This window comes from Asaia sp. As-1742, from assembly GCF_011753235.1.
GTDB classification, from domain to species: domain Bacteria; phylum Pseudomonadota; class Alphaproteobacteria; order Acetobacterales; family Acetobacteraceae; genus Asaia; species Asaia bogorensis_B.
On sequence record NZ_VWWA01000005.1, the window covers coordinates 201,577 to 222,285 of the forward strand.

26 protein-coding genes are annotated in these 20,709 nt (G+C 60.7%); all 26 read left to right on the forward strand.

What is annotated here, in order from left to right; translation table 11 throughout:
- Window positions 1-5 precede the first annotated feature (5 nt).
- The 26 genes from rpoB to rplO all read left to right on the forward strand — a co-directional run bounded on the left by rpoB (window position 6) and on the right by rplO (window position 20,667).
- Window positions 6-4,181 (forward strand): DNA-directed RNA polymerase subunit beta, encoded by a 4,176-nt coding sequence (gene rpoB / locus F3J08_RS10250; protein ID WP_166929740.1) that lies wholly within the window; start codon window positions 6-8, stop codon window positions 4,179-4,181.
- A gap of 88 nt (window positions 4,182-4,269) precedes the next feature.
- The gene (gene rpoC, locus F3J08_RS10255) at window positions 4,270-8,520 is read left to right on the forward strand and encodes a DNA-directed RNA polymerase subunit beta' (RefSeq protein ID WP_023979008.1); all 4,251 of its coding nucleotides are present in this window, start codon (window positions 4,270-4,272) and stop codon (window positions 8,518-8,520) included.
- A gap of 366 nt (window positions 8,521-8,886) precedes the next feature.
- Entirely contained in the window at window positions 8,887-9,258 is a 372-nt protein-coding gene (gene rpsL / locus F3J08_RS10260) for a 30S ribosomal protein S12 (RefSeq protein WP_023979007.1), read from the forward strand.
- A 14-nt stretch (window positions 9,259-9,272) separates the two neighbouring features.
- Window positions 9,273-9,749 carry a 30S ribosomal protein S7 gene (rpsG, locus tag F3J08_RS10265; RefSeq protein ID WP_023979006.1) on the forward strand — a complete coding sequence of 159 codons (477 nt, stop codon included), beginning with the start codon at window positions 9,273-9,275 and terminating at the stop codon, window positions 9,747-9,749.
- A 105-nt stretch (window positions 9,750-9,854) separates the two neighbouring features.
- Entirely contained in the window at window positions 9,855-11,045 is a 1,191-nt protein-coding gene (tuf, locus tag F3J08_RS10270; RefSeq protein WP_023979005.1) for an elongation factor Tu, read from the forward strand.
- Window positions 11,046-11,168: 123 nt separating this feature from the next.
- Window positions 11,169-11,477, forward strand: a complete 309-nt coding sequence (gene rpsJ, locus F3J08_RS10275) for a 30S ribosomal protein S10 (protein WP_007282720.1) — start codon at window positions 11,169-11,171, stop codon at window positions 11,475-11,477.
- A 10-nt stretch (window positions 11,478-11,487) separates the two neighbouring features.
- Window positions 11,488-12,171, forward strand: coding sequence for a 50S ribosomal protein L3 (gene rplC / locus F3J08_RS10280; RefSeq protein ID WP_023979004.1), 684 nt, complete (start codon window positions 11,488-11,490; stop codon window positions 12,169-12,171).
- 12 nt (window positions 12,172-12,183) lie between these two features.
- Window positions 12,184-12,798, forward strand: coding sequence for a 50S ribosomal protein L4 (rplD, locus tag F3J08_RS10285; protein WP_127100452.1), 615 nt, complete (start codon window positions 12,184-12,186; stop codon window positions 12,796-12,798).
- A 41-nt stretch (window positions 12,799-12,839) separates the two neighbouring features.
- Entirely contained in the window at window positions 12,840-13,136 is a 297-nt protein-coding gene (locus tag F3J08_RS10290; RefSeq protein WP_171840724.1) for a 50S ribosomal protein L23, read from the forward strand.
- Between the two features lie 16 nt (window positions 13,137-13,152).
- Window positions 13,153-13,983 (forward strand): 50S ribosomal protein L2, encoded by an 831-nt coding sequence (gene rplB / locus F3J08_RS10295; RefSeq protein ID WP_023979001.1) that lies wholly within the window; start codon window positions 13,153-13,155, stop codon window positions 13,981-13,983.
- A 17-nt stretch (window positions 13,984-14,000) separates the two neighbouring features.
- On the forward strand, window positions 14,001-14,279 hold the full coding sequence (rpsS, locus tag F3J08_RS10300; RefSeq protein WP_023979000.1) for a 30S ribosomal protein S19: 279 nt from the start codon (window positions 14,001-14,003) through the stop codon (window positions 14,277-14,279).
- Window positions 14,280-14,281: 2 nt separating this feature from the next.
- Window positions 14,282-14,713 (forward strand): 50S ribosomal protein L22, encoded by a 432-nt coding sequence (rplV, locus tag F3J08_RS10305; RefSeq protein ID WP_023978999.1) that lies wholly within the window; start codon window positions 14,282-14,284, stop codon window positions 14,711-14,713.
- A gap of 1 nt (window position 14,714) precedes the next feature.
- Window positions 14,715-15,392, forward strand: a complete 678-nt coding sequence (rpsC, locus tag F3J08_RS10310) for a 30S ribosomal protein S3 (protein WP_023978998.1) — start codon at window positions 14,715-14,717, stop codon at window positions 15,390-15,392.
- A 47-nt stretch (window positions 15,393-15,439) separates the two neighbouring features.
- Complete coding sequence (gene rplP / locus F3J08_RS10315; RefSeq protein WP_023978997.1) at window positions 15,440-15,856, forward strand: 50S ribosomal protein L16; 417 nt, start codon at window positions 15,440-15,442, stop codon at window positions 15,854-15,856.
- Between the two features lie 2 nt (window positions 15,857-15,858).
- Entirely contained in the window at window positions 15,859-16,092 is a 234-nt protein-coding gene (rpmC, locus tag F3J08_RS10320; RefSeq protein WP_023978996.1) for a 50S ribosomal protein L29, read from the forward strand.
- A gap of 13 nt (window positions 16,093-16,105) precedes the next feature.
- A complete protein-coding gene (gene rpsQ, locus F3J08_RS10325; RefSeq protein ID WP_023978995.1) occupies window positions 16,106-16,387 on the forward strand; it encodes a 30S ribosomal protein S17 in 282 nt (93 codons plus the stop codon).
- 14 nt (window positions 16,388-16,401) lie between these two features.
- Complete coding sequence (gene rplN / locus F3J08_RS10330; protein ID WP_023978994.1) at window positions 16,402-16,770, forward strand: 50S ribosomal protein L14; 369 nt, start codon at window positions 16,402-16,404, stop codon at window positions 16,768-16,770.
- Window positions 16,770-17,090 carry a 50S ribosomal protein L24 gene (rplX, locus tag F3J08_RS10335; protein ID WP_025840917.1) on the forward strand — a complete coding sequence of 107 codons (321 nt, stop codon included), beginning with the start codon at window positions 16,770-16,772 and terminating at the stop codon, window positions 17,088-17,090. The genes rplN and rplX overlap by 1 nt, the downstream gene beginning before the upstream one ends.
- 10 nt (window positions 17,091-17,100) lie before the next feature.
- Window positions 17,101-17,667, forward strand: coding sequence for a 50S ribosomal protein L5 (rplE, locus tag F3J08_RS10340; protein WP_023978992.1), 567 nt, complete (start codon window positions 17,101-17,103; stop codon window positions 17,665-17,667).
- Window positions 17,668-17,782: 115 nt separating this feature from the next.
- On the forward strand, window positions 17,783-18,088 hold the full coding sequence (gene rpsN, locus F3J08_RS10345) for a 30S ribosomal protein S14 (RefSeq protein ID WP_023978991.1): 306 nt from the start codon (window positions 17,783-17,785) through the stop codon (window positions 18,086-18,088).
- A gap of 11 nt (window positions 18,089-18,099) precedes the next feature.
- Entirely contained in the window at window positions 18,100-18,498 is a 399-nt protein-coding gene (gene rpsH / locus F3J08_RS10350; protein ID WP_023978990.1) for a 30S ribosomal protein S8, read from the forward strand.
- Window positions 18,499-18,508: 10 nt separating this feature from the next.
- Window positions 18,509-19,045 carry a 50S ribosomal protein L6 gene (gene rplF, locus F3J08_RS10355; protein WP_023978989.1) on the forward strand — a complete coding sequence of 179 codons (537 nt, stop codon included), beginning with the start codon at window positions 18,509-18,511 and terminating at the stop codon, window positions 19,043-19,045.
- The gene (gene rplR, locus F3J08_RS10360; RefSeq protein WP_023978988.1) at window positions 19,045-19,407 is read left to right on the forward strand and encodes a 50S ribosomal protein L18; all 363 of its coding nucleotides are present in this window, start codon (window positions 19,045-19,047) and stop codon (window positions 19,405-19,407) included. Before rplF ends, rplR begins: the two co-directional genes overlap by 1 nt.
- 13 nt (window positions 19,408-19,420) lie before the next feature.
- Entirely contained in the window at window positions 19,421-20,002 is a 582-nt protein-coding gene (gene rpsE / locus F3J08_RS10365; protein ID WP_023978987.1) for a 30S ribosomal protein S5, read from the forward strand.
- Window positions 19,995-20,180, forward strand: coding sequence for a 50S ribosomal protein L30 (gene rpmD, locus F3J08_RS10370; RefSeq protein ID WP_023978986.1), 186 nt, complete (start codon window positions 19,995-19,997; stop codon window positions 20,178-20,180). Before rpsE ends, rpmD begins: the two co-directional genes overlap by 8 nt.
- A 1-nt stretch (window position 20,181) precedes the next feature.
- A complete protein-coding gene (gene rplO / locus F3J08_RS10375) occupies window positions 20,182-20,667 on the forward strand; it encodes a 50S ribosomal protein L15 (protein ID WP_023978985.1) in 486 nt (161 codons plus the stop codon).
- Window positions 20,668-20,709 lie beyond the last annotated feature (42 nt).

Genomic DNA, 20,709 nt, shown 5'->3' on the forward strand with positions numbered 1-20,709 from the left:
GATAGATGAACGCAATCACCAAATCGTTCACAGGACGCAAGCGGATTCGCAAGAGCTTCGGGCGGATCCCCGAAGTGGCGCCGATGCCCAACCTGATTGACGTGCAGCGCGCAAGCTATGAGACGTTCCTTCAGATGAACGTGGCGCCTGACAGCCGTCAGCAGACGGGTCTTCAGGAAGTGTTCCGGTCGGTTTTCCCGATCAACGATTTTGCGGGACGTGGCCGTCTCGAGTTCGTTTCCTATGAACTCGAAGAGCCGAAATATGATGTCGAGGAATGCATCCAGCGCGGGCTGACCTTTGCCGCGCCGCTGAAGGTCATTCTGCGTCTGATCGTCTGGGATGTGGATGAGGATACGGGCTCACGCTCGATCCGCGACATCAAGGAGCAGCCGGTTTACATGGGCGACATGCCGCTCATGACCGATAACGGCACGTTCATCATCAATGGCACCGAGCGCGTCATTGTCAGCCAGATGCATCGCAGCCCCGGCGTGTTCTTCGATCACGACAAGGGCAAGACACATTCTTCCGGCAAGTATCTCTTCGCTGCCCGCGTCATTCCGTACCGTGGTTCGTGGCTCGATTTCGAATTCGACGCCAAGGATCTGATCTATGTGCGTATCGACCGCAAGCGCAAGCTGCCGGTCACGACCCTGCTCTATGCCCTTGAGGGCGTGCACTCCATCGCTGCCCGCGCTGCCAAGGCTGCCGAAGGTGGTGATGTCGAGGCGCTTGGCATCCGTGGCATGGATCAGGACGAAATCCTGGCCTATTTCTACGGCACCGTGCCGTTCACGCGCATGCCGAAGGGCTGGGCCCGTCCGTTCGACCCCGAAGCCTTCCGTGGCATGAAGCTGCTTGAGCCGCTGTACGACGCCGATACCGGTGAAGTGGTGGCCGAGGCTGACGCCAAGCTGACCGCGCGCATGTGCCGCAAGATCGCGGAAACGACCAAGGACGTGCTCGTTGGTCGCGCCGATCTGCTGGGCCGCTTCATCGCGCAGGATCTCGTTAATGAGAACACCGGCGAGATCTATGCCGAGGCCGGCGAAGAGCTGACCGAAGCACGCCTCGAAGCGCTCGAGGAATCGGGCGTTACCGAGCTGCCGATGCTTGCCGTCGACTCCTCGCATGGCCCCTGGATTCGCAACACGCTGGCCGTGGACAAGAACAACCGCCGCGATGAAGCGCTGATCGATATCTATCGCATCATGCGCCCCGGTGAGCCGCCAACCCCGGAAACGGCAGAAGCCATGTTCCAGGGCCTGTTCTTCGATGCCGATCGCTACGACCTCTCGGCCGTGGGTCGCGTCAAGATGAACATGCGTCTTGAAGTCGATGCACCGGACACCATGCGTGTCCTGCGCAAGGAAGACATCCTGCGCACCGTCAAGATCATGTGCGAGCTCAAGGATGGCCGCGGCCAGATCGACGATATCGACAATCTCGGTAACCGTCGTGTCCGCTCCGTTGGCGAGCTGATGGAAAACCAGTACCGCGTCGGTCTGCTCCGCATGGAGCGCGCCATTCGCGAGCGTATGGGTTCGGTCGATGTCGATACGGTCATGCCGCATGACCTGATCAACGCCAAGCCTGCTGCTGCTGCCGTGCGTGAGTTCTTTGGCTCGTCGCAGCTCAGCCAGTTCATGGACCAGACCAACCCGCTCTCCGAAGTGACGCATAAGCGCCGTCTCTCGGCGCTTGGCCCGGGCGGTCTGACCCGTGAGCGCGCTGGCTTCGAAGTCCGTGACGTTCATCCGACGCATTACGGCCGTATCTGCCCGATTGAGACGCCTGAAGGGCCGAATATCGGTCTGATCAACTCGCTCTCGACCTATGCGAAGGTGAACAAGTACGGCTTCATCGAGACGCCTTACCGCCTCGTTCAGGACGGTGTGCTGCAGGCTGGCTGGAAGTACCTCTCCGCCATGGAAGAGGACAAGCTGATCGTCGCCCAGGCCGACGCGGCTCAGGACAAGAGCACGGGCCGTCTCACCGACGAACTCGTTTCTGTCCGTCGTTCGGGTGACTTCCGCCTTGTGCCGCCCGAGCAGGTCACGGCCTGCGACGTGTCGCCCAAGCAGCTTGTTTCGGTCGCCGCCGCGCTCATTCCGTTCCTTGAGAACGATGACGCCAACCGCGCGCTGATGGGCTCGAACATGCAGCGTCAGGCCGTGCCGCTGGTGCGCGCCGATGCGCCGCTGGTCGGTACGGGCATGGAAGCCGCTGTGGCCCATGACTCGGGTGCGACCATTGTTGCCAAGCGTAATGGTGTGATCGACCAGATCGACGGTGCTCGTATCGTTGTGCGGGCTACCGACGAAGCAGGGTCGACCCAGGGCGTCGATATCTATCGTCTGCGCAAGTACATGCGTTCGAACCAGTCCACCTGCATCAACCAGCGTCCGCTGGTGCGCGTGGGTGACACGGTTCATGCCGGTGACATCATTGCTGACGGTCCGTCCACCGAGCTGGGTGAACTGGCTCTGGGCCGCAACGTGCTCGTCGCGTTCATGCCCTGGAATGGCTACAACTTCGAAGACTCGATCCTCATCTCCGAGCGTATCGCTCGTGATGACGTGTTCACCTCGATCCATATCGAGGAATTCGAAGTCATGGCCCGCGATACCAAGCTGGGTCAGGAAGAAATCACCCGCGACATTCCGAATGTCGGTGAGGAAGCACTGCGCAACCTCGACGAAGCCGGTATCGTCTATGTCGGCGCCGAGGTGAACCCTGGCGACATCCTGATCGGCAAGGTCACACCGAAGGGCGAGAGCCCGATGACGCCGGAAGAGAAGCTTCTGCGCGCCATCTTCGGTGAAAAGGCTTCCGACGTTCGCGACACCTCGCTCAAGCTGCCCCCGGGCACGAGCGGCACGATCGTTGACGTGCGCGTCTTCTCACGCCGTGGCGTGGACAAGGACGAGCGCGCCATGGCGATCGAACGCGCCGAGATCGAACGTCTGACCAAGGATCGTGACGACGAGCGCGCCATTCAGGAGCGCAGCTTCGTAGCCCGTCTGCGTGAGCGTCTGCTCAACCAGACAGCGGCTGCCGGCTTCAAGGGTATCCGTGCAGGCACCGTCATCACCGACGAGGTTCTGGACGAGCATCCGCGTGGCGCATGGCGTAACATCACGGTCAGCGATGACAGCGTGATGTCCGAGCTGGAAACGCTGCGCCGCGAATACGACGCTGCCGTTAGCAAGATTCAGGCCCGTTTCGACAGCAAGGTCGAAAAGCTGCAGCGCGGTGACGAGCTGCCGCCGGGCGTGATGAAGATGGTCAAGGTCTTCGTGGCTGTGAAGCGCAAGCTTCAGCCGGGTGACAAGATGGCCGGTCGTCACGGTAACAAGGGTGTCGTCTCGCGCGTCGTGCCGGTTGAGGACATGCCGTTCCTTGAAGATGGTACGCCGGTCGATCTCGTTCTGAACCCGCTGGGCGTGCCGTCGCGCATGAATGTCGGTCAGATTCTCGAGACCCATCTGGGCTGGGCCTGCGCCAATATTGGCCAGAACATCGGCAAGATTGCCGATGATTACCAGCGCACGGGTGAGCGCAAGCTCGAACTGCTCGAGAGCCTGCGCGACGTCTATGGCGATGCTGTGTTCGAAAGCGATATCGCGACCCTGCCGAACGAGCAGCTTCTCGAGCTGACCGGTAACCTCCGCAAGGGCGTGCCGATCGCAACGCCGGTGTTCGACGGTGCGTCGATCCCGGATATCGAGGACATGCTGGTGAAGGCCGGTGTGGACAAGTCGGGCCAGTCGCAGCTGATCGACGGCCGTACGGGTGAGGCTTTCGAGCGTCGCACCACGGTCGGCTACATCTACATGCTGAAACTGCATCACCTTGTTGACGACAAGATCCATGCCCGCTCGATCGGTCCGTACTCGCTCGTCACGCAGCAGCCGCTGGGTGGTAAGGCGCAGTTCGGTGGCCAGCGCTTCGGTGAGATGGAAGTCTGGGCTCTTGAAGCTTACGGTGCCGCCTACACCCTGCAGGAAATGCTCACGGTCAAGTCCGATGACGTTTCCGGCCGTACGAAGGTCTATGAGGCCATTGTGCGTGAGCAGGACGATTTCGAAGCCGGTATCCCCGAGAGCTTCAACGTTCTGATCAAGGAACTGAAGTCGCTCGGCCTGAATGTCGATCTGGAGCAGAGCGCAATCTGATGCGCTTTGTCTCTGCCTCCTCTGTGTTTGTTGCTAACGCGGGCGCGACCGGTCTTCCGGCCCGCTCCGTGAAATGGGATTTCGGCGCATGAACGAACTCATGAAGATCCTTGGTCAGACGGGCCAGACCCAGTCTTTCGACCAGATCAAAATCCAGCTCGCTTCATCCGAGCAGATCCGCTCCTGGTCTTACGGCGAGATCAAGAAGCCGGAGACCATCAACTACCGTACGTTCAAGCCTGAGCGCGACGGTCTGTTCTGCGCGCGTATCTTTGGCCCGATCAAGGACTATGAGTGCCTGTGCGGCAAGTACAAGCGCATGAAGTTCCGCGGCATCGTGTGCGAAAAGTGCGGCGTGGAAGTCACGCTCGCCAAGGTTCGCCGCGAGCGCATGGGCCATATCGAACTGGCATCGCCGGTTGCGCATATCTGGTTCCTGAAGTCGCTGCCGAGCCGCATCGCGACGATGATCGATATCACGCTGAAGGACCTCGAGAAGGTTCTGTATTTCGAGAGCTACATCGTTCTCGAGTCCGGCACGAGCCCGTTCAAGCGCTATTCGCTGCTGTCGGAAGACCAGTATTTCGACGCCATGGACGACTATGCCGATGAAGGCCTGGAAGTCGGTATCGGCGCTGAAGCGGTCAAGAAGATCCTGTGGAAGGCGCGTCTGCTTTCCACTGAAACCGATCGCCCGGGCCTGATCGACCGTGACGGTCGTGATCAGGACAAGTCTGACGGTGATCTGCTGCGTGAAGACCTGCGTGAAGCCACGTCGGAAGCCAAGCGCAAGAAGCTCGTCAAGCGCCTGAAGCTGTTCGAAGCCTTTGCTGAGAGTGGTTCGCGCCCGGAATGGATGATCCTCGACCTCGTCCCGGTCATTCCGCCCGAGCTGCGCCCGCTCGTGCCGCTGGACGGCGGTCGTTTCGCGACGTCCGATCTGAACGATCTCTATCGCCGCGTGATCAACCGTAACAACCGACTGAAGCGCCTGATCGAGCTGCGTGCGCCGGACATCATCGTCCGCAACGAAAAGCGCATGCTTCAGGAAGCCGTTGACGCGCTGTTCGACAACGGCCGTCGTGGTCGCGCCATCACGGGTGCCAACAAGCGCCCGCTGAAGTCGCTTTCCGACATGCTGAAAGGCAAGCAGGGCCGCTTCCGTCAGAACCTTCTCGGCAAGCGCGTCGACTATTCGGGCCGTTCGGTCATCGTGGTCGGACCCGAGCTGAAGCTGCACCAGTGCGGCCTGCCGAAGAAGATGGCGCTCGAGCTGTTCAAGCCCTTCATCTACAGCAAGCTCGAAAAATACGGTCACGCCACCACCATCAAGGCTGCAAAGCGCATGGTGGAGAAGGAGCGTCCGGAAGTCTGGGACATCCTTGAAGAGGTCATCCGCGAGCATCCCGTGATGCTGAACCGCGCCCCGACCCTTCACCGTCTTGGCATCCAGGCCTTCGAGCCCGTGCTGATTGAAGGCAAGGCGATCCAGCTGCACCCGCTGGTCTGTACTGCGTTCAACGCCGACTTTGACGGCGACCAGATGGCTGTTCACGTGCCGCTGTCGCTCGAAGCCCAGCTTGAAGCCCGCGTGCTGATGATGTCGACCAACAACATCCTCAGCCCCGCGAACGGCAAGCCGATCATCGTGCCGTCGCAGGACATCGTGCTTGGCCTGTACTATCTGAGCCTCGAGGTTCCCGAGTATCACACGACGCCGGATCAGGCCGAGTATGATGCACAAGGGCGTCTCGTTAAGGCTGGTCCGTCTGCCTATGCATCGGTGGCCGAGATCGAGCTCGCCATGAACGAGGGCACGCTCAAGCTGCACGACAAGATCCGTCTGCGCATGGATACGCTGGATGCCGACGGCAAGCCCGTTCGTCAGACCATGCTGACCACGCCGGGCCGTGCGCTGATCGCGCAGATCCTGCCGCGCAATGCAGCTATCCCGTTCTCGCTGGTTAACAAGCAGCTGACCAAGAAGAACGTGTCGGATGTGATTGACGCTGTGTACCGTCACTGCGGCCAGAAGGAAGCGGTCATTTTCTGTGACCGTCTCATGGGCCTCGGTTTCCGCCACGCCGCGCGCGCCGGTATCTCCTTCGGCAAGGATGACATGATCATCCCGGTCGAGAAGCAGGAGCTGGTCGAGCGCACACAGGCCGAGATCAAGGAATTCGAGCAGCAGTATCAGGACGGTCTGATCACGGCTGGCGAGCGCTATAACAAGGTGGTTGATGCCTGGTCGCGTTGCACGGACGAAGTCCAGGCCGCGATGATGAAGGAAATTTCCCGCCAGGTTATCGGCAAGCCGACGAACTCGGTGTGGATGATGAGCCACTCCGGTGCTCGTGGGTCGCCAGCCCAGATGAAGCAGCTTGCCGGTATGCGTGGTCTGATGGCCAAGCCTTCGGGCGAGATCATCGAGCAGCCGATCATCGCGAACTTCAAGGAAGGCCTCTCGGTTCTCGATTACTTCACCTCCACCCACGGTGCCCGTAAGGGTCTCGCGGATACGGCTCTGAAGACGGCGAACTCCGGTTACCTCACGCGTCGTCTCGTCGACGTGGCGCAGGACTGCATTATCGTCGAGAACGATTGCGGCACCGAGCGTGGTCTGACGATCCGTGCGGTCATGGATAGCGGTGAGGTGATCTCCTCGCTTTCCGAGCGTATCCTGGGTCGTACCCTGACGGCTGACGTCACCGATCCGGTGAGCGGTGCGGTTCTCTTCCCGCGCAACACGCTGATCGAGGAAGCCGAGGCGGAGATCATCGAGAAGGCAGGCGTTGAAAGCGTCCTGATCCGCTCGGTGCTGACCTGTGACAGTCGCGTTGGTGTGTGTGGTCACTGCTATGGCCGTGACCTTGCACGCGGTACGCCGGTCAATATCGGTGAGGCCGTGGGCGTTATCGCTGCACAGTCCATCGGTGAGCCCGGCACGCAGTTGACCATGCGTACCTTCCATATCGGTGGTGCGGCTACGCGTGGTGCAGAGCAGTCAATGGTCGAGGCGTCGCGTGACGGCAAGGTGACCATCCGCAACCGCAACGTGGTCCAGAACAGCCAAAACGTCACCATCGTGATGTCGCGTAACTGCGAAATCCTGCTAACGGACGAGAAGGGTGTCGAGCGCGCACGTTACCGCGTGCCTTACGGTGCCCGCCTGATGGTCAATGAGGGCCAGGAAGTTACGCGCGGTCTGAAAATGGCCGAGTGGGACCCCTACACCCTGCCGATCATCACCGAGCAGGCCGGTACAGTCGAGTATCTCGACCTCATCGACTCCATCACGCTCGTCGAGCGTATGGACGAAGTGACGGGCCTGACCTCCAAGGTGGTCGTCGACTACAAGCAGGGCAGCAAGGGTGTGGACCTGCGTCCGCGCCTGCAGCTCAAGGATGCGGCGGGCAATGTGGTCCGACTCGCGAACGGTAACGAGGCGCGCTACTTCCTGTCGCCCGACTCGCTGCTGTCGATCGAGAATGGCGCTACGGTCCATGCCGGTGACGTGCTGGCCCGTATCCCGCGTGAAGGTTCGAAGACCCGTGACATTACGGGTGGTCTGCCGCGCGTGGCCGAACTGTTCGAAGCCCGTCGTCCGAAGGATCACGCGATCATTGCGGAAACCGAAGGCCGGATCGAGATCGGCAAGGACTACAAGTCCAAGCGCTGCATCATCGTGAAGAACGACGAGACCGGGGAAGAGACCAACTACCTCATTCCCAAGGGCAAGCATGTGTCGGTGCAGGAAGGCGACTTCGTGCAGAAGGGCGATCCGCTGGTCGACGGTCCTCGCGTGCCGCATGACATTCTCAAGGTCATGGGTGTCGAGGCGCTGTCCGATTATCTCGTCAACGAAATCCAGGATGTCTATCGACTGCAGGGCGTGAAGATCAATGACAAGCACATCGAAGTCATTGTTCGTCAGATGCTGCAGAAGGTGGAGATCCTCGAGCCGGGCGATACGACGTATCTGATCGGCGAGACCGTGGACCGCATCGAGTTCGAGGTCGAGAACGAGAAGCGCGTCAAGATGGGTGAGGAGCCTGCGCGCGGCATGCCCATCCTGCAGGGCATCACGAAGGCCTCGTTGCAGACGCAGTCGTTCATCTCTGCGGCTTCCTTCCAGGAGACCACACGTGTGCTGACCGAAGCGGCGACAGCCGGCAAGGTCGACACACTGAACGGCCTGAAGGAGAACGTGATTGTCGGGCGTTTGATCCCGGCAGGTACGGGCAGCGTGATGAACAAGCTGCGCGCCATGGCGGCCTCTCAGGATCGTCAGCGTGTCAGCCGGGCAACTCCCGAGGTAACGGACGACGCAGCGGAGTAAGACCCCGCTCCAGCCTTGGAAAAACTAGTTTACGTTTGAGATCGGGCGGGGTAATACCCGCCCGATTTCGTATCCGGCGATTCGAGACGGGAATCGAACGAGAATCGGGCAGAACGCTAGAGTATGCTTGACTTTCATTCAGAACGGTCATAGGGTCCGCGCCCTCGGCTACCCCCGTCTCCTAAGGCGTCTGAGCCGTTGATAGACAGCATCAAACGCTAACGGTGCCGCCGCCTTTGGGTGAGGCTCAGGCCGGTAGTGAAAGAGTCAAAAGCGGGCGGCATTCTGCCGCGCGCTGAATTTTGTTGGAAGCAAGCAGATCGGGCGTCGCTCGGTCTAGCAGTGAGCAAGGATCGGGAAGGGCGTATGCCGACCATCAACCAGTTGATCGCCAAGGGCCGTGAGCCTGCCGCCAAGCGGAATAAAGTGCCGGCCCTCCAGGGTTGCCCCCAGAAGCGCGGCGTTTGCACGCGCGTCTATACGGTTACCCCGAAAAAGCCGAACTCGGCCCTGCGTAAGGTGGCAAAGGTGCGCCTGACCAACGGGTATGAGGTCGTTAGCTACATTCCGGGTGAAGGCCATAACCTGCAGGAACACAGCGTCGTGCTGATCCGCGGCGGCCGTGTAAAAGATTTGCCGGGTGTGCGTTATCACATCCTGCGCGGCGTGCTTGACACGCAGGGCATCGCCAAGCGTCGTCAGCGCCGTTCGCTGTATGGCGCGAAGCGTCCGAAGTAAGAGGAAATTCAGGCATGAGTCGCCGTCATCGCGCTGTAAAGCGTGAGATCCTTCCCGATCCGAAATTCGGAGATGTCGTCATCACGCGTTTTATGAACGCCCTGATGTACGATGGTAAGAAGTCCACAGCCGAGGGTATCGTTTACGGTGCGCTTGAGTCCGTGCGTCGTCGTGGCGGTGCCACGGCCGACCCGGTCGCCATGTTCCATGCGGCTCTGGACAACGTGAAGCCGGCCGTAGAGGTTCGCTCCCGCCGCGTCGGCGGTGCGACCTATCAGGTCCCCGTCGAAGTCCGTGCCGAGCGCCGTCAGGCCCTCGCCATCCGCTGGCTGATCGACGCCTCGCGCAAGCGCGGTGAGAACACGATGCAGGAACGCCTTTCCAACGAGCTGATGGACGCGATCAACAATCGCGGCTCCGCCGTCAAGAAGCGCGAAGACACGCATCGCATGGCTGAAGCAAATAAAGCATTCAGCCACTATCGTTGGTAAGCTTAAAAGGCTAACCGGTTTTCCCGGGTGCCTCCTTCGGGGGTGCCTGGTACGAATTAGCAATCTTCCCCGCCGCACCTTCGGCGGTGGGTTATGGAGAGAATGATGGCTAAGGCTAAATTTGAGCGGACGAAGCCGCACTGCAACATCGGCACCATCGGTCACGTTGACCATGGCAAGACCTCACTGACGGCTGCAATCACGAAGACGCTCGCCAAGTCCGGCGGCGCGACCTTCCGTGCGTATGACCAGATCGACGCTGCTCCTGAAGAGCGCGCTCGCGGCATCACGATCTCCACCGCTCACGTTGAGTACGAGACCAAGAACCGTCACTACGCCCACGTCGACTGCCCGGGCCATGCTGACTACGTCAAGAACATGATCACGGGTGCCGCCCAGATGGACGGCGCGATCCTGGTTGTGTCCGCTGCTGACGGCCCGATGCCCCAGACGCGTGAGCACATCCTGCTCGCTCGCCAGGTTGGCGTTCCGGCGCTGGTCGTGTTCCTGAACAAGGTTGACCAGGTTGACGACGCCGAGCTCCTCGAGCTCGTCGAGATGGAAGTCCGTGAGCTTCTGTCGTCCTACCAGTTCCCCGGCGACGATATTCCCATCGTCAAGGGTTCGGCTCTGGTGACGCTTGAAGACGGCGACGCAGCAATCGGTGAAGACCGCGTGCTCGAGCTGATGGAAGCCGTTGACACCTACATCCCGCAGCCGGAGCGTCCGGTTGACCGTCCGTTCCTGATGCCGATCGAAGACGTGTTCTCGATCTCGGGTCGTGGTACGGTTGTCACGGGTCGCGTTGAGCGTGGCGTTGTGAACGTGGGTGACGAAGTCGAAATCGTCGGCCTCAAGGACACCGTCAAGACGACCGTTACGGGCGTCGAGATGTTCCGCAAGCTGCTCGATCGCGGTGAAGCCGGTGACAACATCGGTGCGCTGGTTCGTGGCACGAAGCGTGAAGACGTTGAGCGCGGTCAGGTTCTTGCAAAGCCGGGTTCGATCACCCCGCACAAGAAGTTCAAGGCTGAGGCTTACATCCTCACGAAGGAAGAAGGCGGACGTCACACTCCGTTCTTTACAAACTACCGTCCGCAGTTCTATTTCCGCACGACCGACGTCACGGGCGTCGTTCAGCTGCCGGAAGGCACGGAAATGGTCATGCCGGGCGATAACGTTGCCATGGACGTCGAGCTGATTGCTCCGATCGCCATGGACGAAGGTCTCCGCTTCGCTATCCGTGAAGGCGGCCGCACCGTCGGTGCAGGCGTGGTCTCCTCGATCAGCGCCTGATTGTAAGCACGGGCCCTGATTTGGCTGGCCCCGGTCGGAGTAATCCGGCCGGGGTCGGCTTTAGAAGGGACCAGGAGGGAGCAGGGTAAGACCCGAACCCCAACGAGTTGGATTATTGGTAAGATGGACAACCAGAACATCCGCATTCGCCTAAAGGCGTACGATCACCGCGTGCTCGACAACAGCACGAAGGAAATCGTAAACACGGCGAAGCGTACGGGTGCGCGGGTTCGGGGTCCTATCCCGCTACCGACGCATATCGAGCGGTTCACCGTGAACCGTTCCCCACATGTGGACAAGAAAAGCCGCGAGCAGTTCGAAATTCGGACTCATCGCCGCCTGCTCGACATTGTTGAGCCGACACCGCAGACCGTGGACGCCCTCATGAAGCTCGACCTCGCCGCTGGCGTTGATGTCGAGATCAAACTTTAAGGTCCAGACGATGCGTACCGGATTGATCGCAAAAAAGCTGGGTATGACCCGGCTATTCAAGGAAGATGGCACACATGTGCCGGTCACAGTGCTGCATCTCGACGAGGTCGAGGTTGTGGACGCCCGCACGCAGGAGCGTGATGGCTACACGGCAGTGCAGATCGGCATGAGCAAGGCAAAGGTGAAGAACGTCACCAAGCCGATGCGTGGCCATTATGCTCGCACCAAGGTGGAGCCGAAGAAGACTCTTGTCGAGTTTCGCGTGGCAGAAGATGCCGTGCTTGAGGCTGGCACGAAGCTCTCTGCGGCCCATTTCGTCGTTGGCCAGAAGGTCGACGTCACCGGCACCAGCAAGGGCAAAGGCTTCGCCGGCGTCATGAAGCGCTGGAACTTCGCTGGTCTTGAAGCCTCCCACGGCGTGTCCATCAGCCATCGTTCGCATGGTTCGACGGGTCAGCGCCAGGATCCGGGCAAGGTCTTCAAGGGCAAGAAAATGGCCGGTCACATGGGTGACGAGCGCATCACGACGCTTAATCTCGAAGTGGCAGCCGTTGACGCCGAACGCAACCTGATCATGGTTCGTGGTTCGATTCCGGGTGCCAAGAATGGCCTGGTGATGATCCGCGATGCGATCAAGAAGGCCCGCCATGCAGATGCGCCGTACCCGGCAGCGACTGCGGCGGCCGCCGGTTAAGGACTGAGGGCGATGGAATACGATATCAAAACCCTCGATAATGGCAGCGCCGGAACGGTGACCCTGCCAGAGGAACTGTTCGGCGCCACCCCGCGCACGGACATCATGGCACGCGTTGTCCACTGGCAGCTGGCCAAGCGCCGCGCCGGTACGCACCGCACCAAGGGCATGGGCGAGATTTCTGGCACGACCAAGAAGCCGTACCGCCAGAAGGGCACAGGCTCGGCACGTCAGGGCTCGCTGCGCGCACCGCAGTTCCGCACTGGTGGCGTCGTTCATGGTCCGGTCGTTCGCGACCACGGCTATGACCTGCCCAAGAAGGTGCGTCGCCTCGGCCTGATCTCTGCGCTGTCGCAGAAGGCTGCCGCTGGCAAGCTGATCGTCATCGACCAGGCTGCTGGTGTGACCAAGACCCGTGAAGCCGCTGCAAAGCTGGCCGCTCTCGGCTGGTCCTCCGCCCTGATCGTCGACGGTGCCGTTGATGTGGCTTTCGGTCGCGCTGTGCGCAACCTGCCCAAGATCGACGTGCTGCCCACGATCGGCGCCAACGTCTATGACATTCTGAACCACGATGTTCTCGTGCTGACGCGCGCAGGGCTCGAGGGTCTCAAGGAGCGCCTGGCATGACCACGGGCATCGTTCTTGCGCGCCGCACAAAGGCGCAGCGCATGACGCGTGAAGCGATGTTTGACATCGTTCGCGCGCCGCTCATCACCGAGAAGGCGACGGCCCTCTCCGAGCGTAACCAGGTTGTTTTCCGCGTGGCGATGACCGCCGCGAAGCCGGAAATCAAGGTTGCGGTCGAGACGCTTTTCGGCGTCAAGGTCGTCTCCGTGAACACGCTGGTGCAGAAGGGCAAGACCAAGATGGTCAAGGGCCGTCCTGGTCGCCGTTCGGACATCAAGAAGGCGTATGTTCAGCTTGCGGAAGGTCAGTCCATTGACCTCACCGCGAAGCTGGGCTGACGCGGGATAGGATACCATGGCACTCAAGCACTTTAATCCCACGACGCCGAGCACACGTGGCACGGTACTGATCGACCGCAGCGAGCTCTTCAAGGGCAAGCCGGTCAAGCAGCTGACCGAAGGCAAGAACAAGACGGGCGGCCGTAACAACCACGGCCGTACCACGTCGCGTTTCCGTGGCGGCGGGCACAAGCAGTCCTACCGCTATGTCGACTTCAAGCGTCGCAAGTTTGATGTTGCCGGTACGGTCGAGCGTCTGGAATATGACCCGAACCGCACCGCCTTCATTGCGCTGATCAAGTACGAAGACGGCGAGCTGGCATACATCCTGGCACCGCAGCGCGTTAAGGTTGGCGATCAGGTTATCGCTGGCGAACGCACTGACGTGAAGCCGGGTAATGCCATGCCGCTGGGTTCGATGCCTGTCGGTACGATCGTGCACAACATCGAGCTGAAGCCCGGTGCTGGCGGCAAGATCGCCCGTTCGGCTGGCACGTATTGCCAGCTGGTCGGCAAGGATGCCGGCTACGCCCAGATCAAGCTGCAGTCCGGTGAGCTCCGTCTCGTCCGTGGCGAATGCATGGCCACTGTTGGCGCGGTGTCGAACCCCGACAACATGAACCAGCATCTCGGCAAGGCCGGTCGTAACCGTTGGCTCGGCCGTCGTCCGCATAACCGCGGCGTCGTCATGAACCCGGTCGACCATCCGCATGGTGGTGGTGAAGGTCGTACCTCTGGTGGCCGTCATCCGGTTACGCCGTGGGGCAAGCCGACCAAGGGCTACAAGACTCGTGTTAACAAGAAGACGGACAGCCTGATCATCCGTCGCCGCAAGACCGGCAAGTAAGAAGGGGGCAAACAGAGATGGCACGTTCCGTCTGGAAGGGCCCGTTCGTTGACGGGTACTTGTTCGGCAAGGCTGAAGCGTCGCGCGCTTCGGGTCGTAATGAGGTGATCAAGATTTGGTCGCGTCGTTCCACCATCCTGCCGCAGTTCGTCGGACTCACGTTCGGCGTTTATAATGGCCACAAGTTCCTGCCGGTGCAGGTGACGGAAAACATGGTCGGGCACAAGTTCGGTGAGTTCTCGCCGACACGCACGTTCCCCGGTCATGCTTCCGACAAGAAGTCGAAGCGGGGCTGATCATGAGCAAGCCGAAGCACATTCGCACACTCGCTGATACGGAAGCGCAGGCTGTTGCCCGCAACATCCGCGTCAGCCCGCGCAAGCTGAACCTGGTTGCGGCGATGATCCGCAACCAGCCAGCAGACAAGGCAATCGCAGCGCTGACGTTCTCGCGTCGCCGTATCGCTCAGCAGGTTCGCAAGACCCTCGAGAGCGCCGTGGCCAATGCAGAGAACAATCATCAGCTCGATGTCGATCAGCTCGTGGTCAAGACCGCAGAAGTTGGCAAGTCGATCGTCATGAAGCGTTTCCACGCTCGTGGCCGTGGTCGTTCCTCGCGCATCGAGAAGTTCTTCAGCCACCTGAAGATCGTCGTTGCCGAGCGCGCTGCAGACGAAGCGCCTGCGCCGAAGGGCAAGGGCAAGGACGCAGCAGAGCAGAAGGCAGCCTGATATGGGACACAAAGTCAATCCGATCGGGCTCCGGCTCGGCGTAAACCGCACCTGGGATAGCCGCTGGTACGCTGGCAACGACTATTCCCGTCTGCTGCATGAAGACCTGATGCTGCGCGCTTACCTGCGTCGCAAGCTCTCGGGTGCAGGCGTTTCCCGCGTTGTGATCGAGCGCCCGGCCAAGAAGCCGCGCGTCACGATCTATGCAGCGCGTCCGGGCGTCGTCATCGGCAAGAAGGGTCAGGACATCGACGCTCTGCGCAAGGATCTGAGCCGCCTGGCAAAGACTGACGTTGCGCTGAACATCGTCGAGATCCGCAAGCCCGAAATCGACGCAACCCTGGTTGCCGAGAACATTGCACAGCAGCTGGAGCGCCGCGTGGCCTTCCGTCGTGCAATGAAGCGTGCGGTTCAGTCTGCCATGCGTCTTGGCGCGCAGGGTATCCGAATCAACTGCTCCGGCCGTCTCGGTGGTGCGGAAATCGCTCGTATCGAGTGGTATCGCGAAGGTCGCGTGCCACTTCACACGTTGCGCGCCGACATCGATTACGGTATCGCCACTGCCAAGACGACCTATGGTACGTGCGGTGTGAAAGTCTGGATCTTCAAGGGTGAAATCCTTGCCCATGATCCGATGGCTCAGGACCGTCGTGCAGCGGAACAAGCGCCGCAGCGCTGAGCAGTAGATTATGACAAGCGCCGCGAGGCGCATGAGGATACGACACCATGCTTTCCCCGAAGCGGACTAAGTTTCGCAAGGCCCACAAGGGCCGCATTCATGGGTTGGCCAAGGGCGGAACGACGTTGAATTTCGGCGCGTTCGGCCTTAAGGCTCTTGAACCCGAACGTATCACCGCACGCCAGATCGAGGCGTCGCGTCGTGCGATCACTCGTGCGATGAAGCGTGCCGGTCGCGTGTGGATCCGGATTTTCCCGGATCTGCCGGTTTCCACGAAGCCTGCCGAAGTCCGCATGGGCTCCGGCAAGGGCTCGCCCGAGTTCTGGGTGGCCCGCGTGAAGCCCGGCCGCGTGCTGTTTGAAATCGAAGGCGTGCCGCCTGAAGTGGCACGTGAGGCCCTGGCTCTTGGCGCAGCGAAGCTGCCGATCAAGACCAAGTTCATCACCCGTATCGGGGAGGCATAAGAATGGCTGACGCTTACAAGGTAGCCGATCTTCGCGCCAAGTCCCCTGATGAACTGCAGGCCCTTCTTCTGGACCTGAAGCGTGAGCAGCTGAACCTCCGGTTCCAGGCTGCCACGGGCCAGTCAGAGGGAGTCGGACGCGTTCGCGTTCTCCGTCGTGCGATTGCTCGCATCAAGACGGTGGCGCATCAATCGAAGAACAAGGCGGGCGCAAAAACGTCCGCCGCAGAGTCCTGAGAGGAGACGGACGATGCCAAGGCGCGTCCTGACAGGGCGAGTGACGAGCGACAAGATGGACAAGACGGTTACCGTTCTTGTTGATCGTCGTATCATGCACCCGCTCTATAAGAAGTTCATTCGTCGTTCCAAGAAGTACGCGGCGCATGACGAGCTGAACGAGTGCAAGATCGGAGACACGGTGCGCATCGAAGAATGCGCTCCGATTTCCAAGCGCAAGACCTGGACGGTGATTACCCGCAACGGTGCGGCCCTTGAGGCAGCAGCTGCGGCACCGGCTCAGGCGTCAGCGTAAAAGGGGACTGAGAAATGATCCATCCCGAGACCAATCTGGACGTCGCCGATAATTCCGGCGCACGTCAGGTGCAGTGCATCAAGGTGCTGGGCGGCTCCAAGCGGAAAACCGCCTCGGTCGGCGACGTGATCGTCGTGTCCGTCAAGGAAGCGATTCCCCGCGGCAAGGTGAAGAAGGGTGACGTGCATCAGGCCGTCATCGTTCGCACGTCCTACCCCGTTCGTCGTGCTGACGGCAGCGCCATCCGCTTCGACAAGAATGCGGCTGTGTTGATCAACAAGTCGATGGAACCGATCGGCACGCGTATCTTTGGCCCGGTGGTTCGTGAGCTGCGTGCGCGCAAGTTCATGAAGATCATCTCCCTGGCTCCGGAGGTGCTATAATGGCTGCTCGTATCAAGAAGGGTGACCAGGTTCTGGTCCTCTCCGGCTCATCGCGCGGCACGCGTGGCGAAGTCCTGGCCGTCCTGCCGAAGGTCGAAAAGGCCATCGTTCGTGGCGTTGCCGTGGCTAAGCGTCACCAGAAGCCGACCCGCATGAACCAGGAAGGCGGTATCATCGCCAAGGAAATGCCGGTTCATCTGTCCAACCTGAAGCTCGTCGATCCGAAGAGCGGCAAGCCGACCCGCGTCGGTTTCCGTCAGCTTGAGGATGGACGCAAGGTCCGTGTCGCCAAGGTGACCGGCGAAGTGATCGAAGGCTAAGGGGGCGACAATGAGCGAGACCATTACCCGCATCCAGCCGCGCCTGCAGCAGCGTTACAACGACGTTCTTCGTGACAAGCTGCGTGAGCAGTTTGGCTACAAGAACGCCATGCAGGTTCCCAAGCTGGAAAAGATCGTGCTGAACATGGGCGTTGGCGAAGCCGCCGGCGACCAGAAGAAGCTCGATGCCGCCGTTGCCGAAATGGCAGCCATCTCCGGTCAGAAGCCCGTCAAGACGGTTGCCCGCAAGGCAATCGCAGGCTTCAAGATCCGTGAAGGCCTGCCGATCGGCTGTAAGGTGACCCTGCGTCGCGCACGCATGTACGAATTCCTCGATCGTCTCGTGACGATCGCGATGCCGCGCATTCGTGACTTCCGCGGTCTGCCCCCCAACAAGGGCTTTGACGGTCGTGGCAACTTCGCCATGGGCATCAAGGAGCAGATCGTGTTCCCGGAAATCGACTACGACAAGATCGACTCCGTACGCGGCATGGACATCATCTTCGTCACCACGGCGAAGAGCGATGAAGAGGCAAAAGCGCTGCTCAAGGCGTTCGATCTGCCCTTCACTGCCTGATTTATCGGGTTGAGCCGGGTTTTTTCCTTTTCAAAGGAAGCCCGGCTCCCTATATACACACGCTGTTTGGAAAACCGTTGGGATTGGCCCGACAGGTTCCGGGAGAAGATTTAGCATGGCAAAAATCTCCGCCGTGAACCGCAACGCCAAGCGCGCCTACATGGCGACGCGCGATAAGGCGAAGCGGACCGCGTTGAAAGATATCATCAAGGACCGGAGCCTTCCGGTAGAGGAGCGTTTCGACGCAACCCTGAAGCTGGCAGAAATGCCGCGCAACGGGTCGCGCGTTCGTTTCCGTCTGCGCTGCAAGGTTTCGGGACGTCCCCGCGCGAACTATCGCAAGTTCGAGCTGAGCCGTATCGCCCTGCGCGACCTGGCCTCCACCGGCCAGATCCCCGGTATGGTCAAGTCGAGCTGGTAAGGTAGAAGCGAATGTCCCTGTCCGATCCGTTGGGTGATATGCTCACCCGCATTCGCAATGCCCAGCGTGCACGTCACGCGGCTTGCATCGCGCCGGCTTCCAAGCTGCGTGCGAACGTTCTGGAAGCGCTGCGTCGCGAAGGTTACATCCGTGGCTACACCACGGAAGAACTGCGCGCCGGCGTCTCCCAGCTGCGCATCGAGCTGAAATATGCAGACGGCCAGCCCGTGATCAAGGAAATCCACCGCGTGTCCAAGCCGGGCCGTCGCGTGTATTCCAAGATCAAGGAACTGCCGCGCGTGTATGCCGGTCTCGGCGTGTCGATCCTGTCCACCCCGCGCGGTATCCTTTCGGATATCGAGGCTCGCGCCGCGAATGTCGGTGGCGAAGTCCTCTGCCGCGTCTTCTGAGGAGGATCACATGTCACGAGTAGGCAAGTATCCGGTCGTCATTCCTGCTGGCGTGGACGTGTCCATTGCTGATGGGTCCCTGACTGCCAAGGGCAAGCGCGGTTCGCTGAGCATGCCTCTGACCCGCTTCGTTCAGGCGAAGGTGGAAGACGGCAAGGTTTCGATCCTTCCGGTGGGTAACCGTTCGCGTGAGACCTGGACGATGTGGGGCACAACCCGCGCCATCGTCGCCAACCTGGTCAAGGGCGTTTCCGAAGGTTTCAGCAAGACGCTCGAAATCACCGGTACGGGTTTCCGCGCCAGCGTGCAGGGTTCGAACCTGGTGATGAACCTGGGTTATTCCCACGACGTCGTCTATCCGATCCCCGCCGACGTGAAGATCACCACGCCTCGTCCCACGGCCATCACGGTCGAAGGAAACGACAAGCAGCGTGTTGGTCAGGTTGCGCTCGACATCCGTAACTTCCGCAAGCCGGAACCCTATAAGGGCAAGGGCGTGCGTTACGAGACCGAAGTTCTCCGTCGTAAGGAAGGCAAGAAGAAATAATGGCTACGCAGCATGGATTGCAGGAACGGCGCCGTCAGCGGCTTCGCTTCCAGCTTCGCCGCAAGAGCGGTGGCCGGCCGCGTCTGTCGGTCTTCCGTTCTGGCAAGAACATCTACGCACAGGTGATCGACGACGCCCAGGGCGTTACCCTCGCCAGCGCTTCCACCCTCGAGAAGACTCTTCGCGAGTCCGGCAAGACGGGTGCAAATGTCGATGCGGCTTCGGTTGTCGGCAAGCTGGTTGCAGAGCGCGCTCTGGCCGCTGGCGTGACAGCGGTTGTGTTCGATCGCGGTGCGTATCTCTATCATGGTCGCGTCAAGGCGCTGGCCGAAGCTGCCCGCGAGGGCGGCCTTTCGTTCTAAGGAAGGATCACACATGGCACGTGAGCCAAGAGAAGGCGGCCGTGGTGGTCGCGAGCGGGAACGCGAAGGCGACGATCTGGTCGACAAGCTGGTAACGATCAACCGCGTGGCCAAGGTGGTCAAGGGTGGACGTCGCTTCGCTTTTGCTGCCCTGGTTGTCGTTGGTGACCAGAAGGGTCGCGTCGGGTACGGTGCGGGCAAGGCCCGTGAAGTGCCGGAAGCAATCCGCAAGGCCACCGAGCGCGCCAAGCGCACGATGATCCGCGTTCCGATGAAGGAAGGCCGCACGCTGCATCACGATTCCTACGGGCATTTTGGTGCTGGCAAGGTCGTGGTTCGTGCAGCTGAAGCCGGTACCGGCATCATCGCAGGCGGCCCGATGCGCGCCGTTTTCGAATCGCTGGGCGTGAATGACGTTGTTGCGAAGTCCCTCGGGACCCGTAACCCGCATAACATGGTCAAGGCGACCTTTGCCGCTCTCGAGCGTTGCAGCAGCCCCCGCGCTGTCGCAAGCCGCCGTGGCAAGAAGGCCTCTGAGCTGTTTGCGAAGCGTGATGCATCGTCTGACGAGGCAGTGGAGGCGACCAATGGCTGAGAACAAGACTGTTCGCGTCAAGCAGATCGCTTCGGCTATCGGGCGCAAGCCCGGCCAGGCTGAGACCCTCGTGGGTCTGGGCCTGCGCGGCATCGGCAGTGTTCGTGAACTGGAGGATACGCCTTCGGTTCGCGGCATGATCCGCAAGGTTGCCCACCTCATCCAGGTGGAGGGTTGATATGAACCTGAATGAACTGCGCGATAACGCCGGTGCGCGTTACCGCAAGAAGCGTCTGGGCCGTGGTATCGGCTCGGGCAAAGGCAAGACCTCCGGTCGTGGCGTCAAGGGTCAGAAGGCCCGTGAAGGCGTCTCGCTGAACGGCTTCGAGGGTGGTCAGCTTCCGCTGTACCGTCGTATGCCGAAGCGCGGGTTCAAGAACATCTTCCGCAAGGAATTTGCTCCTGTGAACCTGGGCGCGATCGACCGTGCACTGGCTGATGGCAAGCTTCAGGCAGACGCGACGATTACGGAAGAGGCTCTGCGCGCCGCTGGTCTGGTGGGCACTGGCAAGTATGCCGGTATCCGCCTGCTGGCAAAGGGCGAGCTGACCCGCGCCGTGACCGTTGAAGTTTCCGGCGCTTCGGCAACCGCGATTGCGGCTGTCGAAAAGGCTGGTGGCTCTGTCAAGGTTGCCGCCAAGGCTGAAGCTCCGGCAGAAGCCTGATCGCCCGAAACGCTCATCGCGCACCTTTTCGTGCGCGACGAA